General features: G+C 41.5%; 9 protein-coding genes and 1 tRNA gene. 7 read left to right on the plus strand and 3 right to left on the minus strand.

What is annotated here, in order from left to right; translation table 11 throughout:
* Positions 1-176 precede the first annotated feature (176 nt).
* The 3 genes from C7475_RS06435 to C7475_RS06445 all read left to right on the plus strand — a co-directional run bounded on the left by C7475_RS06435 (position 177) and on the right by C7475_RS06445 (position 7,221).
* Positions 177-3,344, plus strand: coding sequence for an Ig-like domain-containing protein (locus tag C7475_RS06435; protein ID WP_110052404.1), 3,168 nt, complete (start codon positions 177-179; stop codon positions 3,342-3,344).
* 306 nt (positions 3,345-3,650) lie between these two features.
* Positions 3,651-7,046 (plus strand): carbohydrate-binding protein, encoded by a 3,396-nt coding sequence (locus tag C7475_RS06440; protein WP_110052407.1) that lies wholly within the window; start codon positions 3,651-3,653, stop codon positions 7,044-7,046.
* A gap of 102 nt (positions 7,047-7,148) precedes the next feature.
* A tRNA-Lys gene (locus tag C7475_RS06445) sits at positions 7,149-7,221 on the plus strand.
* A 181-nt stretch (positions 7,222-7,402) separates the two neighbouring features.
* Here the strand turns inward: C7475_RS06445 and C7475_RS06450 are convergent.
* Together C7475_RS06450 and C7475_RS06455 are read right to left on the minus strand one after the other, a co-directional pair.
* Positions 7,403-8,029, minus strand: coding sequence for a hypothetical protein (locus C7475_RS06450; protein WP_110052409.1), 627 nt, complete (start codon positions 8,027-8,029; stop codon positions 7,403-7,405).
* A gap of 487 nt (positions 8,030-8,516) precedes the next feature.
* Positions 8,517-8,930: an SMI1/KNR4 family protein gene (locus tag C7475_RS06455; protein ID WP_110052412.1), complete on the minus strand. Its 414-nt coding sequence runs from the start codon at positions 8,928-8,930 to the stop codon at positions 8,517-8,519.
* Positions 8,931-9,274: 344 nt separating this feature from the next.
* Between C7475_RS06455 and C7475_RS06460 the strand changes: the two genes are divergently transcribed.
* The 3 genes from C7475_RS06460 to C7475_RS06475 all read left to right on the plus strand — a co-directional run bounded on the left by C7475_RS06460 (position 9,275) and on the right by C7475_RS06475 (position 12,638).
* Positions 9,275-10,261: a YhcG family protein gene (locus C7475_RS06460; protein ID WP_110052415.1), complete on the plus strand. Its 987-nt coding sequence runs from the start codon at positions 9,275-9,277 to the stop codon at positions 10,259-10,261.
* Between the two features lie 540 nt (positions 10,262-10,801).
* A complete protein-coding gene (locus C7475_RS06465; RefSeq protein WP_146217491.1) occupies positions 10,802-11,524 on the plus strand; it encodes a hypothetical protein in 723 nt (240 codons plus the stop codon).
* 574 nt (positions 11,525-12,098) lie between these two features.
* Positions 12,099-12,638 carry a hypothetical protein gene (locus C7475_RS06475; protein WP_110052422.1) on the plus strand — a complete coding sequence of 180 codons (540 nt, stop codon included), beginning with the start codon at positions 12,099-12,101 and terminating at the stop codon, positions 12,636-12,638.
* 90 nt (positions 12,639-12,728) lie between these two features.
* Here C7475_RS06475 and C7475_RS06480 read toward each other — a convergent pair whose 3' ends face one another.
* Positions 12,729-15,128, minus strand: coding sequence for an ABC transporter permease (locus C7475_RS06480; RefSeq protein WP_110052424.1), 2,400 nt, complete (start codon positions 15,126-15,128; stop codon positions 12,729-12,731).
* A 338-nt stretch (positions 15,129-15,466) separates the two neighbouring features.
* Here C7475_RS06480 and C7475_RS06485 point away from each other — a divergent pair, with 338 nt between their 5' ends.
* Entirely contained in the window at positions 15,467-16,051 is a 585-nt protein-coding gene (locus C7475_RS06485; RefSeq protein WP_110052837.1) for a Crp/Fnr family transcriptional regulator, read from the plus strand.
* Positions 16,052-16,136 lie beyond the last annotated feature (85 nt).

The raw sequence follows: 16,136 nt of genomic DNA on the forward strand, positions 1-16,136 counted from the left end.
ATCCGGTTTGTGAACAAAAGATTCCTGATCGGACTACCGGTTATGCGCTGCAATCCTTACATTTGTATGAAGCGAAAATCCAGAAAACACTATGAAGAGAGCCACCCTCAAGCCTATGTAGTGTGATCCTGTACTGATGTTGTTTGCCACGTTCACGTTACCTTAAATATTCCCATATGAAGAACCCGGTTTACCCAACAATCAAGTTGAAAAAGAGCCCATGGATAACTGCCGCGCTCTGTCTTTCACTGTTACCTTTTGCGACCTATGCCCAGCGACAACTAGTCTGGGAGGAAAACTTTACCACCACCACCCTCAACCCACAGACATGGACCTATGAAACAGGCGATGGCTGTAACAAAGGCAATTGCGGATGGGGTAATGCCGAGTTGGAGTACTATACCAACCGCACGGAAAATGTGAGAATTGAAAATGGAACCCTCATCATTGAAGCCCGCCGGGAAACGATGGGCGGCAAGCCATTTAGCTCCGGACGTATCAAGACCGCAGGGCGGATGTCATTCAAGTACGGTTCCCTGGAGGCCAGGATTAAAGTACCCAACGTGACGAATGGCCTGTGGCCTGCGTTCTGGTTGCTGGGTGCAACCGGCGGTACCTGGCCCCGCAACGGAGAGGTTGATATCCTCGAAATGGGCTTTGCCGGCGCGCTTGCCGAAGGCAGGGCCAACAGAACTGTCAGTGCCGCCACACACTGGTGGACAGAAAACCCCGGAGGTTATACCGGGCATGCTACCTACGCAAAAGATACTATCCTGCAGAACACACAGTTAAACGATGGTTATCATCTGTATAAACTGGAATGGGACCCGCAGTTCCTGACCATTTACCTGGACAACAGCCCATATTACAGGATCGGTATCAATGGCGGAAATGGGTTTGAAGCTTTTCATCATCCCTTTTACGTTATCCTGAACCTGGCGGTGGGAGGCAACTATCCGGGCATTCATTCCGCAGCGGGAGTGACTGCTCCCCTACCCGGCCGTATGGAAGTTGATTACATTAAACTGTACCAGGACATCACACAAGGAGAAGAGCTCGTACTTGGTTCCAACAATGCGCCTGAAGGCAACTACGGTATCTTTACCGACAATACTACGGTCAACGACAAGGTTGTTTTCGGACAGGGTGCTAATCTCTTTCTCTGGAACAATATCACAAACATCACGACGCCAACACCCGCGCCATTTGAAGGTAGCAATGTATGGGCATTCCGCGCCAATGCAGGCAGCTGGTTCGGGCTCGGTGTAGCCAATGATAGCAAGAATATGAGCAACTACGCAGGCGGTAGTCTGAAGTTCCATATGAAAACCACCTCCACTGCTACTTTCAAAGTAGGTATTGTGGCGGATGGTGTGGAAGGCTGGGTGAACTTCAACGGTAGTAACGAGCATGGACTGGTAAGGGACGGTCAATGGCACCAGGTGACCATTCCTGTCAGCGAGTTCGGTACGCTGGATCTCAACCAGGTGGGACAGCTGTTCATGTTCTCCGGCGACGCTCCGGCAGCTACAGCAGATTTCTACTTTGATAATGTCTATTATACCGGCGGTGTATCGGACAATCCGGCACCAAGTGTAGCCATTACGAACATCGCCAATGAAGCAGTATATACAACTCCTGCATCCATTTCTATTCAGACAAATGCAAGTGATCCTAATGGCACTATCAGCAAAGTGGATTTCTTCAATGGTGCGAACTACCTGGGAACAGTGACATCTGCTCCGTTCAACTATACCTGGCAAACATCTACCCAGGCTATTGCTAAACTGATTGCAAAAGCAACAGATAACCAGAACAAGACCACCACTTCGAAACCTGTAACAGTATTGGTAGCGGCACCGGGCAATACAGCCCCCCAGGTGAGCATCACCTCTCCTACAGCCAGCACGCCATACAGGAAACCGGCTAAAGTGGTGATCAATACCAACATCACTGACAATGGTCTGATCTACAAGGTTGAATTCTTTAACGGTAGCACATTACTGGGTACACTCAGTCAGCCGCCTTATAACTTTACCTGGGAGAATGTACAACCCGGAACTTATACCATTACGGCCAAAGCAACGGATAATGGAAAACTGAGTACCACGTCTGCTCCTGTGACGATCACTGTGCAGGATAATAAGATCCTTTCCAACAGGTATGGCATCTATAGTGAGAATGCATCCATTACAGATAAGCTGACCTATGGGCTGGACGCTAACCTGTATGTATGGAATAACCTGGCGACCATCAGCGGAGCAGCACCATATGAAGGATCGCAGGTAATGGGCTTTACCGCTGCTGCCAATAACTGGTTCGGTCTGGGCGTAGCAAATGACGTGCGCGACCTGAGTAATTTCAGTAATGGTTTCCTGAAGTTCCACTTTAAAACCAGCTATCAGGGTTCTTTCCGTTTCAGCGTAATTTCCCAGAACGGAGATCAGGCCATTCAGTTTGCGGCAGGAGAACAAAAGTTAGGATTGATCAGGGACGGACAATGGCACGAAGTGACCATTCCTGTCAACACGCTGACCAATGTTGACCTGACCACCATAACACAAGCCTTCACATTCTCCGGAGATGCACCGGCAGCTGCCGCGAGTTTCTACATTGATAATGTGTATTATATAAAGACAGATACAGCGGTAACACAAACTAACCTAGCGCTTAATAAACCTGCTGTTGTCTCTTCCTATGAGAACATCGTCTTTACCAGCCAGAATGCGGTAGATGGCAATATCAATACCCGCTGGTCAAGTGCCTTTAGCGATCCACAGTGGATACGTGTGGACCTCGGAGCAGACTATAACGTCAACCGGGTGAAGCTCACTTGGGAAACTGCGGCAGGGAAAGACTATATCGTGCAGATTTCCAACGATACCATTAACTGGTCGCCGTTGAGGACCGTTACGAATAACAATGTCCTGGTGAACGATTATACCGGGCTTACAGGACATGGACGTTACCTCCGCATATACGGAACAGCGAGGACCACTCCATATGGCTATTCTATTTTTGAACTGGAAGCATATGGTACTTTACGTACCGGCGGCTCTTTGTTAAGCAGTTCAAATCCGGTAAGATCAGCAGGAACATGGAAGGCAAGTCTGTATCCCAATCCGGTTGTAAACGACAGGATACAATTGTTAAGTAACGAAGGACTGAAACAGGTAAGAGTTGTAGACATGAACGGACGTACATGGTCTACACAATTATCACAGGAAGGTAAAATCTCCGGTACTTACGGTATTACGGTAAGTCACTTACCGGCAGGTGTTTACTTCATTCAGCTGACGAACAAGGAGCAGAAAACACTCCTGTTGAAATTCATTAAGCAATAATCTACAATCACTTAAATGGACGATGCGTTTGCCTATCACCGTTAGGTAAACGCATTGTTCATTTTCGGGATGCGCAATAAAATCTTCTACTTGTATTAGTATAACATCAAAAGTTCATTAATAGATAATAGTAGTATCAAACTAATGTTGTAAATTTCGCCGTCAAAAAAATTAAAAACCTTATCCTGTATTTTATTCACTCAGTCCCTTAAAACCTTTTTCTTAATATCCTTTATTGGTCTAAATCGATTTCTCACAAGAAAACACAAATACAATCTAGTATTCAACAAAAAACCATTACTCACAATGAAGAAAAACCTGCTGCTTAAATTTCACAAGCACATGTTGACTGCGTGCTGTGGAGTAGCCATGTTCCTGGCTAGTACGAGCATTGCGTACAGCCAGTTGCCAACTGGTTTCACTCAGAAAAAGTTAACCAACGGTGGTATCGCCGAAGCGACTGCCCTTGCCCATGCGCCGGATGGCAGAATTTTTATCGCAGAACGCGGAGGTAACGTTAAGGTATTCCAGAATGGAGCTGTCACTACTGTGCACACTGCACAAACTGTGACCGATGCTGAACAGGGATTACTGGGTATTACCCTCCATCCGAATTTTGCAACAAATGGTAAGATCTACATCTTCTACACCAACACGCAGATGACGTACCATTACATTGATGCGCTGACCATCACTGCTAACAACCAGGTAACTTCGGTTAACCGCGTTATGCAGCTCGATTCGATCATCAACGGAGCTCATAATGGGGGTGCACTACTCTTTCGTCAGGGCTATCTGTATGTAGCTGTAGGAGAAAGTAATTCTGCTTCCTGGTCACCCCGCCTGGATACTTACCGCGGTAAGATCCTGCGTTTAACAGAAGATGGTCAACCAGCACCTGGCAACCCATACTACGATACTCCTGGCGCAAACCGTCAGCAGAGGAGTATCTGGGCGCGTGGCTTGAGAAACCCATGGAAAATGGCACTTGACCCGGTATCCCAGAAGATCTTTGTAGTAGACGTAGGCGGCGATTACGAAGAGATCAACGATGTAACAAACCCTGATGCCAGCAAAGGTTACAACTATGGCTGGAGCCAGGATGGTAAATCAGGATCCAGTCAGCCTGCAGGTACCATCACCGGTGTTTACTACTATGACCATAGTAATGACAAGGGAGGCTGTGCCATTACATCTGGTGTATTTTTTAACCCGCCTGCCACCAACTATCCGGCAGAATATCGTAACAAATTCTTCTTCACCGACTGGTGCAGGGATTGGTACAGATTTGTGGACGTGAACAATTTGACACCTCAGTCTCAGTATACTGAGTTTGCAGCAAAAGGTTTCGGACGTATATTAGGTACAAGTGTTGGCAATGACGGCAACATTTATTATATAGAATATGCTAACAATGGTAACTTATGGAGAATTGAATACAATAATAATCAGGCACCTATTGTCGTAAACCAACCTACTCCGCTGACAGTAACTGCAGGTGATCCTGCACAGTTTTCTGTTACAGCTTCAGGTGGTGTACCTATGTCATTCCAATGGCAGAAGAATGGCGTAAATATTCAGGGTGCTACAGCTGCTACTTATTCTATCGCACAAACAACACGTGCAGATTCTGGTCTGTACCGTTGTGTAGTGATCAATCATATTGACACTGCAATCAGTAATCCGGCAAAACTGACGGTTCTTCCTTTCAATGCAAGACCAGTTCCACACATCCTTACACCGGCAAACACGCTGAAATGGAGTGTAGGAACAGTAGTAAGCTACTCTGGTAGCGCGACTGATACTGAAGACGGCACACTGCCAGCTTCTGCATATAAATGGGAGGCGCGTTTCTTCCACAAAGACACAGAGACCAGCGAACACTGGCACCCTGGTCCCACCCTGCCAGCAGGTGCTAAATCAGGTACCTTCACTGCAGACAACCTCGGTGAATCTTCACCAAATATCTGGTTCAGACTGATGCTGACCGTTACAGATTCCAATGGCCGTACCGGTATTGATTCTGTTGACATCTATCCTAACAAGGTACAGGTTACTGCAGCGACTAACATTCCTGGTATCCAACTGGTATTAGGTAAAGAAGCTGCTACACCATTTACAAAACCAATGGTAGTAAATTCTCAGACCACACTGCAGGCTATCACTCCTCAGATCCTGGGCGACACTACCTACGAATTCGTATCCTGGAGACATGGTGGCGATACTTTACAGGCTATCCGTGTTCCTTCAGTTGACACTACCTTCTTCGCTACTTACAGATCAATTGGTTCACGTCAGAATCCGTTCCCGCTCGGTAGCGCTCCATCTACCATCCCTGGTAAGATCGAGATCGAAAACTTCGATACAGGCGGTGAGGGTATCGCTTACCACGACAACAGCACAGCTAACCAGGGCAACCAATATCGTACTAACGAGGGTGTAGACCTGGAGAACTGTAACGAAGGCGGCTTTAACATCGGTTATGTAAATGGTGGCGAATGGCTCGAGTATTCTGTCAATGTCACTGTTACTGGCAAATACACCTTCTCTGCACGTGTTGCAAACCCTGGTAATGCTAAGTCCCTGAACCTCCTAATGGATGGTCAGGATATCATTGGCAGTGCTGTTACCGTTCCAACTACAGGTGGATTCCAGGCATGGCAGACAGTTAATGCGACTACAACTACATTGACTGCCGGTACGCACGTGATCCGCATTCAGCTGAATGATAATGACTTCAACGTAAACTACTTCTCCTTCGCGCTGGCGATCGGTAATGCTCCTACAGTGAACATCACTGCTCCTGCCAATGGTGAAGCGTTCTTAAGCAATGCTGATATCCTGCTCAAAGCTGATGCAGCTGATTCAGATGGTACTGTTAAGAAAGTTGAATTCTTCCAGGGTGCTACCAAGATCGGTGAAGACACTACAAGTCCATATCAATTCCTGTGGACAGGCGTTCCTGTTGGTGCTTACAGTCTGACTGCAAAAGCTACCGACAACACACAAATGACCACTACTTCCGCTCCTGTTGCTATCAATGTAACTAAAGCCGTTACTGAGAAGAGCGTACCAGGCCGTATCGAGGCTGAAGAATTCGATGCTATGAACGGTATCGGTACTGAAGGTTGCGCTGACATCGGCGGTGGTGAGAACATCGGCTGGGTTGGTACCGGCGACTGGATGGATTACAATGTGAATGTTACTGCTGCCGGCACATATAATGTTGCCTTCCGTGTTGCCAGCGCTCCTGGTGGCGGTCAGCTGCAACTGATGTCTGGTACTAACGTACTGACTACCGTTGACGTAGCAGCTACCGGTGGATGGCAGTCATGGGTTACTGTAAACACTACAGCTACCCTGGCAGCAGGCAGACAAACCCTCCGCGTTTACGCTTCAAAAGCTGACTTTAACCTGAACTGGTTCGAATTCAGCGCTCCTACTCAATTCGGTGGTAAACTGGCTGTAGTTAATCCAGAACCAGTAGTGAAAGTTTATCCTAACCCGGTAACTGAACTGCTGACCGTAGGTAATGTGAAAAACGACGGTGTGTTCACTGTAACTAACGTTGCGACTTCTCAGACCACTACTATCAAAGCTGTTAATGGTATCCTGAATGTAGCTAACCTGACTCCAGGCGTTTATATTCTGAAATTTACCAACGCAGGTAAACCAGTAGTGAAGAAGTTTGTGAAGATGTAATTTTTATAAGGATCTCTATTGAAAGCCGTCTCATTTTTTATGAGGCGGCTTTTTTTATTTGGAGGTTATAAATAATTGATGTAATCTTGCAGCCCGTTAGATGATTCCGTAGCTCAGTTGGTAGAGCAATACACTTTTAATGTATGGGTCCTGGGTTCGAGTCCCAGCGGGATCACAGAAAAATTAAGCGCTTCAAGTTCAAGGACTTGAAGCTTTTTTGTTTTAGGATTATCATTGTAACTATTGCATTATCAATTAATAAGGCGTTCGAGGGATCAAGTTAAAAACGGATCAAGTTGAATTCTTGGGGGAAGGTTAAAAGTTGTTGTCTACCGGCACCCTTACTTATAACTAACTTATAACAAAACGCTTTTGAGCTTAATAATGATTCGGATTGATTTCTTTCCTTTGAATAAAGCTCCATTATTTAATTTCCACTTACCACCTTTTAGCACATCAAATGCATTAAGACTATCCAGTAATTTAGCTTCATTCTGTATCTGTGCAGCAATTGTAAAAGAGAACTCAATATTGGCAATATCATCATTTACTGGGAATCCATGTTCATTCACTTTAAACTTGGTTAAATCTACTTCGTATGTTTCAATGTCTATTTCACGGATAATCAAATCATCACCGATAAAGACTTTAGTTGCATTTAATATAGAAATATCTTCTTGGGCAATACAGAAAGCACTTGCATTCATTAAGCACCACTCTATATATTCCGGGTCACATTTGTATACAGCTGCTACCGTATTGCCTCTATGTTTACCAAATGGTAGGATTGAAGTTAGTCTATATCTATAGCTACCATTGAATGCTTCTACCCTAAAGTCCTCTACTAACATTCGATGAAATCCTTTCTTTCTTTCTTCCAAAATAAACCTACTCAGCTCATGATTTGAAATTGACCATTGAATACTTTTTTCGCCACGTGCTTTTAGCTCAAGATACTCTTCAATTGTATTTACAAATGCCATATCGGGATAATTTTATGTTGTATAAAGCATTATTGAACTAGCGTTGGTTATATTTAGTCTTTATCCAATCGGTCATTAAAGTCGGAATTGTTGAGTTATCTATTTCAAACTTTCTCGGAAATATGACTCTTTTCTATTGTAAAATAGGAAAATCAAAGCGAAAATTTCTTATTTATTAATACTCTCGACGATACTTCAAAAAAAAATAATCTACATTTATTAGTGAAAAGAAGAACACCATAGTATGAATAAGCGAGCCTCATATTGGAAATTTGTTTATGTGCGTACTTAACAACTGTGAAAAAATCAAACACGCACGGTTATCCAGCGGAAATCAGATCTTTTATTAGCCTCTCATTGCATTTCCTTCCTTATTAAGCAGGATTATCAGATCTTTAAAATTATCGGCCACCTGTTTTATTCGTCCCGATCATCATGATCCCATAAGACAATTGGGTAATCTTTGTCGTCAAAATCGCCGTTTGTATTAAAGCAAAGTAAACCTCAAATCACTCCAATCCGCAAATGGAATGAGTCCCTTTTCAATAAGTTCATCTGCAGGCCATCCATCGAAAATCATCTTATGTTGATGTTTTAGCCATGTATTTACTGGATGACTGCAAAAAGATGCCGAGATATGTAGTTCATAAAAGTGTTTATACCTTAAAAACGTCCTATAATCATCTGGCAACTTATATCCGAGCTGCTTTTCAAAAGACTCTATATCGCCATCTGTAACTGTGCTATCGATCGGGAACCATCTTCCCCAGTCTTCCTCAGATACAAGAGTGTGATCAGTCATCTCAGACTCTATCTCACCAGGGTATTGATTGAACTCGTTTTCTACACATATTTTTAAATGAGCATCGATGATGTTTTTTAAAGTTTCTCGATTTGTCATAGGATGAATTTTATTAGTTACTGTCAAAAGAGGATAATATCATAACCTCGTAGATTTAATACCGATTTCGAAAATTAACCACAGTATATTATTATTCCAAACGAACCTCAGGGATTTATGTATATAAAATGCACCAATGTAAATAATGAATATAATGGCATCAATAGAGTCTATTCCTAATCTTTCAAAAACATTAGATTTACAGAAGGAATTAAATGGAACAATAAATTAGTTAAGGGATACTCATGCCTAAATAGAGGCTGATTATTCTCAAAAAAGGTAAATTTTAAACCTATTTGATGACTTACATTGTCCAGTAATTAGTATAAAATAAGAATCTTGTCATGCTACAGAAGAAGTTCGCCGATATAGTACAACTTATAAAACAAGCACGCACAAATGCTATTAAATCCGTAAATACTGAACTAATAAATCTTTACTGGAATATAGGTGAATATATTAGTAAGAGAGTTGAAAGTGCAGAATGGGGAGAATCCGTTGTAAAAGAATTAGCGCAATATTTGCAACATAATGAACCAGACTTAAAAGGCTTTTCGGATAAAAATCTCTGGCGAATGAAGCAGTTCTATGAAACATACCAAGCTTTTCCAAAACTCTCAGCACTGCTGAGAGAAATTAGCTGGACAAACAACCTTACTATTTTGAGTAGAGCTAAATCGATCGAAGAGCAAGAGTTTTATTTAAAACTTTGCAGCCAAGAAAAGTACAGTAGCAGAGAACTAGAGCGACAGATTAATAGTGGCATTTTTGAAAGAACCATGATCGGAAATTCGAAACTCTCACCAGCGATTAGAAAAGTCCATCCTGAAATTACGGATACATTTAAGGATAGTTATGTATTTGACTTTTTAAATCTTTCAGAGCCCCACAAGGAAAGTGATCTACAAAGAGGCTTAATCAGTCAAATGAAGAATTTTATTCTTGAATTAGGTAGAGATTTTTTGTTTATGGGCGAAGAATACAAGGTTCAGGTAGGCAATAGCGATTTCTACATTGATCTCTTATTTTATCACAGGGGGTTACAATGTTTAGTTGCATTTGAGCTAAAATCTGATAGATTTAGACCAGAGCATCTGGGCCAAATTAATTTCTATCTGGAAGCGTTGGACAGAGATACGAAAAAAGATAATGAAAATCCTAGTATTGGAGTTTTACTTTGTAAAGATAAAGACAACGAAGTTGTTGAATATGCATTAAGCCGTAGCCTTTCTGCCACTATGGTTGCCGAATATAAAACTCAACTTCCCGATAAAAGGATATTGCAAAAGAAGCTTCATGAATTATTTGAAGGAGGAAATGATAACAATTAATTTTCACAATTCATTATCAGCCTTCAATATTTCAACATAGCGACTTCATGTAAATTGTCCAGAACGCATCTGGGCAATTGGATATCCTATTTCAAACTAAACAATACGGAGGTATGCTGTTATTTGTTTTTTCTTATATGTCCGGTGTTCCAGATACCTAGTTATATTGTACAATTGTATTGAAATAATGACAGGTAACCTAACAGATACCTCGAACTTTTCTGATGTTAGATTAACCGATTTTTGAGATTATCATTGATAGTTTTAATAATTCCTGCACAATCTGGTTCGAGTTTCCGATACCTGGGATCACAGAAATTCAAAGGCTTTCAATCTGAAAGCCTTTTTTCGTTTAAACCCTTAATGGTAGCGAGTTCCCAAATACAAACGAGTAGAACCACTAACCTACTTTGATATCGTGATCAGCTCCTCTTTAATTCCAGGGGTAGTGTTTTTACAATATTTACATATTTATTTACAATTGTCATTCGTTCATCTTAAAGCATCGATGTAGGTTCACTGTAGCTAAACATAGACATCATGAAATTCGCATTTATTTCCTTTTTGACCTTGATATCTTTGGTGATTACCTCCTGTGGTCAACCACATACAGACAGGACTATTGAAAAGGTCAAGTCAGCAAGCAAAGATAACGCAACCTCCATTAGATCTTATACAGGGTATCACACGATGTACGAGTACACAGATTCCAGCGGTAATAGCCTGGTCATTAAAAATAGCTTCCCAAAGGGTGAATTGTATACTGGCCCTAATGGGGAGAAATATGTCAAAGCCATATTTTGGACGCAAGTAACTAATAATGCGGATGTCCCTCTTGAATTGTCAATCAATTTTTCTGGGAATACATATGACTTCTTAGATTCTACCGGATCTTCCGTTGTTAGGTCTTATAAACTATTAGTACCACCCGACACCATGACTCTTGGCAAGGAGAGTTTACTGAATTTTGGCCTAACGAATATTGACGATTTCGTGAGAAAAAGTATTGATAAGCCGACTTCGTTAAGGAGGACAATTAATCCCAAAGAATCTAGCGGTGTGTATTTGATAAGGCTTGCTATCATGCAAAAAGCAGATAGTCTACAGGTTAAGACGAAGGCCAGAGGAGGCGGTGTGACACGTGCAGGATTCAGTCTGAAAGGGCAAAATCTCATTTATACGCTCAACGGCAAGGAATTTCCTGGTGGGAATATTAATTTAAAGTATTTGACTTTGAAGGATCACCGTAAAGTGGGTATATAGCAATGCCGTAATATGATTATAGAGCCTGAAGGGCTTCAGCTTTCAGTTTTATCCTCGCACTTTTATTGTATTTTTTTACCTGATTTATGTCAAATCTTATTTAGTGATGCAAAATCATCAATAATCTGGTTCGAGTTTCCCATACCTGGGATCACAGAAAATGAAACGCTTCAAGTTGAAAAACTTGGAGCGTTTTTGTTTTTACCTGCTTTGTATAAAATGTTATTTATCAATCAATAAGCAATTCGAGTCGTTCTTGGATGTTTTGATAATTCCATGATTACCTAACAAAAGGATTCAAATCTTAACTGAACATTTTTCCTCGCACCGTGGAATCGTTGGATGATAGCATACGGGGTATAGTTATCATTCATCAGTGTTCAAATAAACTTTCTATTGGCTTTATATAAGCTTACTAAACGATGACCAAAAGGATATTTAAAGGGCATTTATATATCAAATCGATATTGAAGTGACCTTTAGATGATATTTTGATGTCAATTTAGTATCCTTATACGTACCTTAGAGAAACGATACAGTAAACTTGTATTACTAACCTCAAAACGACCTTTTTATGGCCATTGTTAAAGACAATATCCTCATGCAACTGGTGCGGGGCACCCTCGGCAAACAGATCACGATCTACGAAAGGAACGGGCAGATCATTATGGCGAAGAAACGCGGCCCATCAAAGAAAAAGCCTACCCAAAAGCAGCTGGAGGCAAGGCATAAGATGACCATTGCTTCGATGCTCGCGCAGCAAATGCTGGAAGATCCGCAGATCAAGGCTTATTATCAGTCGCTGGCAGGGCCGGGGCAAAATGCTTATAATATAGCGGTGAAGGATGCATACCGCAGCCCAGAAGTCCAAAATATCAGATTGGAAGGTGATGAAGTTACAGTGACTGCCCAAAATGAGTTTCGAGTAGCAGAAGTGGAGGTACGGGTAATAGACGCTGACGGTGTTATTACCGAAAGCGGGCGTGCATTTTCGGGCTGGAACGGGATTGATTGGCATTATAAGATCACCGCGCGGCCCGCAGGCGGTAAAGTCATTGTGATAGTAAGAAGTTTGCCGGGGAACCCAACCATAAAGGAATTGCCGCTTACATAAAAACGGCCTCACTGTTTACGAATGGCTTCAAAATGCTAAAAGGCAGCTCATCAAAAGGTAAGAAAGGGCAATGAATCGGTTGGGTACTCCTTAATCGTCCCTCAGACTTTTTACCGGATTTGCAATTGCCGCTCCGATTGTCTGAAAACTTATCGTAACCAATGTAATGATAATTACAGAAGTTGTGGTAATTAAGAAAATTGAAAAACCAATATCGATCCGAAAAGCAAAGTTCTGAAGCCAATTATTTGCGGTCCACCATGATACCGGTATGCCGATTAAAAGTGCCAAAAAGATCAGCTTTATAAAATCGGCCGACAGCATCAACACTACTCTGCTTACAGAAGCGCCTACAACTTTTCGTATACCGATTTCTTTTCGCCTGCTTTGGATGGTAAATGTTGTCAATCCAAATAGCCCCAGGCATGAAATAGTTATTGCGATGCCAGCAAAAAATTTTGATAAAAGAGCCAGCCGTTGCTCGGGGCTGTAAATTTTCTGGTAGTCGTCATTTAGGAATGTATATTCAAATGGGATCCCGGGACTGAATATTTCATAAAGCTTTTCTATGTCGGCAAGGATTTTTTGTTTTGGCCCTTCTTTTATTCTCACCAGGATGTTATTCCCATTAGGATAGCATTGCAGAACACATGGCCTTACCTTTTCATGCAACGATTCAAAATTAAAATCTTTTACTACGCCTATTATCTGTTTTCGCTTGCCAAATATCGTAACAGTTTTGCCTACCGGATCTTCCAGCCCCATCGCCCTGATAGCTGCTTCATTAAAAATGACCTTTGAAGTATCAGAACGATACGTCTTTGAAAACATACGCCCCTGCTCCATTTTAAATCCTAGCAATTCCATCAGCCCATAATCTAATTCCAGATTCCCGAATTCGACAGCTTGTCCGGATCTTCTACCTTCCCAGTCAAGAGAGAGTCCGCCATGATCGCCGGTCAAATTGTGCTGAAATCCGGAAGCACCGGCAACACCGGGTATGTTTTTCAATTCATCTATAAAAGTTTGGAAATTCACATCAAGCCTTCCTTCATTTTTGAAGGAAATAACGTTGTTTTTATTGTATCCCAGGTCTTTCGTTTGTATAAACTCCGTCTGCTTATAAATAACGATGACGGACACTATAAAAATAGCTGATAACGCAAACTGGAATACTACCAATCCTTTACGTATAAAAACTGCTCCAATAGAAGTCTTCAATTTGCCCTTTAGGAGCGCTATGGGTTTAAACCCGGAAAGATAAAAGGCAGGATAGCTCCCGGCAATAATGGCCGTGAAAAAACCGATCCCTAAAATCGATAGGATAACAGTCGTATCAGGGTGCAGCGAAATGACTTTCCCTGTAATGGTATTGAACCAGGGAAGGACTAACCACACTATTATCAATGCTACTACCAGAGATGAAAAAGTGAGCAGAGCAGACTCACCCAGGTATTGAAGAACCAGGGTGGTCCGGTTGGCGCCAATACATTTTCTTATACCAATTTCTTTAAATCTGCGTGAAGCTCTCGCCGTAGAAAGATTCATAAAATTGATACAAGCGATAACCAGGATAAGTAACGCAATCCACGAAAATAGTTTGACATACTCTATTCTCCCACCGTTCTGGACACCGTTCTCGTACTTGTCATATAAATATCTATCTGAATACCGCTGGATCTGCAGTGTTCCTATCCATTTTGCATCGTTTCCAGATAGTGCTTTATTAGCATCCTTGTTGAAATTGACGATCTTTTTATTAAATGCCTTGACATCTGTACCCTCCTTCAGGATTATGTAGGTGCTGGGATCACTGTTCCTCCAGTTTAGAGAATTAGGTCGCTTATCGATAAATGCCTGGTAGGGCAATAAAAGGTCAAATTGGGCTGTGGAGTTAGGCATTTTTCTGAAGATCCCCGAAATAGTAAATAATCCTTTAAAGTCGGTGCCTGAATCTTCATGATCCCATTTAATCGTCTTACCAACAATACTTTCAGTGGTATGGAATAATTTGAGGGCTAGTTCCTCCGATATTACAACTGAAGATTTATTGGCAAGTACATTTTCTCTATTGCCATATAACAGATCATATGAAAATATACTGAAGAAATTAGCTGTTGCATACTGCTCATTTGCTTTGATTTGATTGTCACCATATGAAATAACCCCTTTACTTGCAAACCAGGAGACTGGTATAACCGAGGCAGCGTCTTCAACCTCCGGCATTTTTTCTATCAATGCCTTTGACAAAAGGGCGGGAGTTGCGTCAATAGTAGTTATTTTATTATCGCCTAACGGAATATTTTGCAAAACCTGAAAAAGCCGGCTATCATCTTTATTAAATTTGTCGATATGAAATTCGTCATGAACCCATAAAAAGATAAGCATTGTGCATGCTAAACCGATCGCCAGCCCAATTAAATTCAAGGTTGTGAATTGCCGGTCTCTTACCAGATTACGGTATGCGATTTTGAAATAGTTCTTCAGCATAGCAGCAAAAATTATAGCAATCGAAGCTAATTCTATACCGCTTTTACAAAAAGCTGCCTATTAAAATATTATGATAGTATAAAATACTATAACTGTTCATATTCGTACAGTAGACGTTCATTTGTGAGCGCAATTGAATATACTTGTCATAGGACAAGTAATGAATTATAGTTATTCCTTAAATTGCCGCTCCATCTGTCACCTCACGTACGACAGGTAAGTAAAGTTAGTCATGACAATTAAACCTCTAAAATTGAGCCGGAAGATATAATAGGCAGGGCCTTTTACTACGGATGTTCGATGTAATAAAATCAGTGAATAATGTTAATACAAATAAAATGGACAAACAGGGATTAAAAAACTACATCATAAAAAATTTGGCATTTCCTGATCGTACTTTAGATAATGTCGTTGAATACTTTGAAGAAATTACCATTTTAAAAAACGATTTCTTTCTTAAAGAAGGAAAAGTAAATGATCGCTATTTCTTTTTGCAAAGTGGTTTTATGAGAGCCTTTACACATGATGCCGATGGCAAAGAAATAACTACTGCTTTTTACCAAAAGGACAGTGTCGTATTTGAGGTGTCATCGTTCTATTTGAAAACCCCATCCACAGAGAATATACAAGCGCTAGCGCATTGCAGAGGCTATGCAATCAGCTATGAGCAGTTGAATTTATTGATGCATACTATTCCGGAATTCAGGGAATATGGAGTGAAGATGTTGGCTAAAGAATATGTAATGTATAAGAAAAGAGCTTTGGAGTTAATAAATCTTAGCGGTGAAGCCCGGTATGAAAATCTCATCGCCAACAACAAAGAGGTGTTTAAACATGCCCAACTCAAACAGATAGCGTCTTACCTCAATATAACAGATACCTCTTTAAGCAGGATCAGACGTAAATTATCGATGAATAAATAGATCTTATGAAAAGATACTGTATTCTACTGCCATATTGCATGGGGTTTGACGCTTAAGCGCAACAAACAAAAAATCAGGTCAACGG

The sequence above is a fragment of the Chitinophaga sp. S165 genome, assembly GCF_003182155.1.
Taxonomy (GTDB): Bacteria; Bacteroidota; Bacteroidia; order Chitinophagales; family Chitinophagaceae; genus Chitinophaga.

Bases quoted from the DNA above. Each gene is read 5' to 3' on its own strand.
- C7475_RS06460 (WP_110052415.1), top strand. From the start codon at position 9,275: ATGCTACAGAAGAAGTTCGCCGATATAGTACAACTTATAAAACAAGCA.
- C7475_RS06440 (WP_110052407.1), top strand. From the start codon at position 3,651: ATGAAGAAAAACCTGCTGCTTAAATTTCACAAGCACATGTTGACTGCG.
- C7475_RS06485 (WP_110052837.1), top strand. From the start codon at position 15,467: ATGGACAAACAGGGATTAAAAAACTACATCATAAAAAATTTGGCATTT.
- C7475_RS06450 (WP_110052409.1), bottom strand. From the start codon at position 8,029: ATGGCATTTGTAAATACAATTGAAGAGTATCTTGAGCTAAAAGCACGT.
- C7475_RS06455 (WP_110052412.1), bottom strand. From the start codon at position 8,930: ATGACAAATCGAGAAACTTTAAAAAACATCATCGATGCTCATTTAAAA.
- C7475_RS06435 (WP_110052404.1), top strand. From the start codon at position 177: ATGAAGAACCCGGTTTACCCAACAATCAAGTTGAAAAAGAGCCCATGG.
- C7475_RS06475 (WP_110052422.1), top strand. From the start codon at position 12,099: ATGGCCATTGTTAAAGACAATATCCTCATGCAACTGGTGCGGGGCACC.
- C7475_RS06480 (WP_110052424.1), bottom strand. From the start codon at position 15,128: ATGCTGAAGAACTATTTCAAAATCGCATACCGTAATCTGGTAAGAGAC.
- C7475_RS06465 (WP_146217491.1), top strand. From the start codon at position 10,802: ATGAAATTCGCATTTATTTCCTTTTTGACCTTGATATCTTTGGTGATT.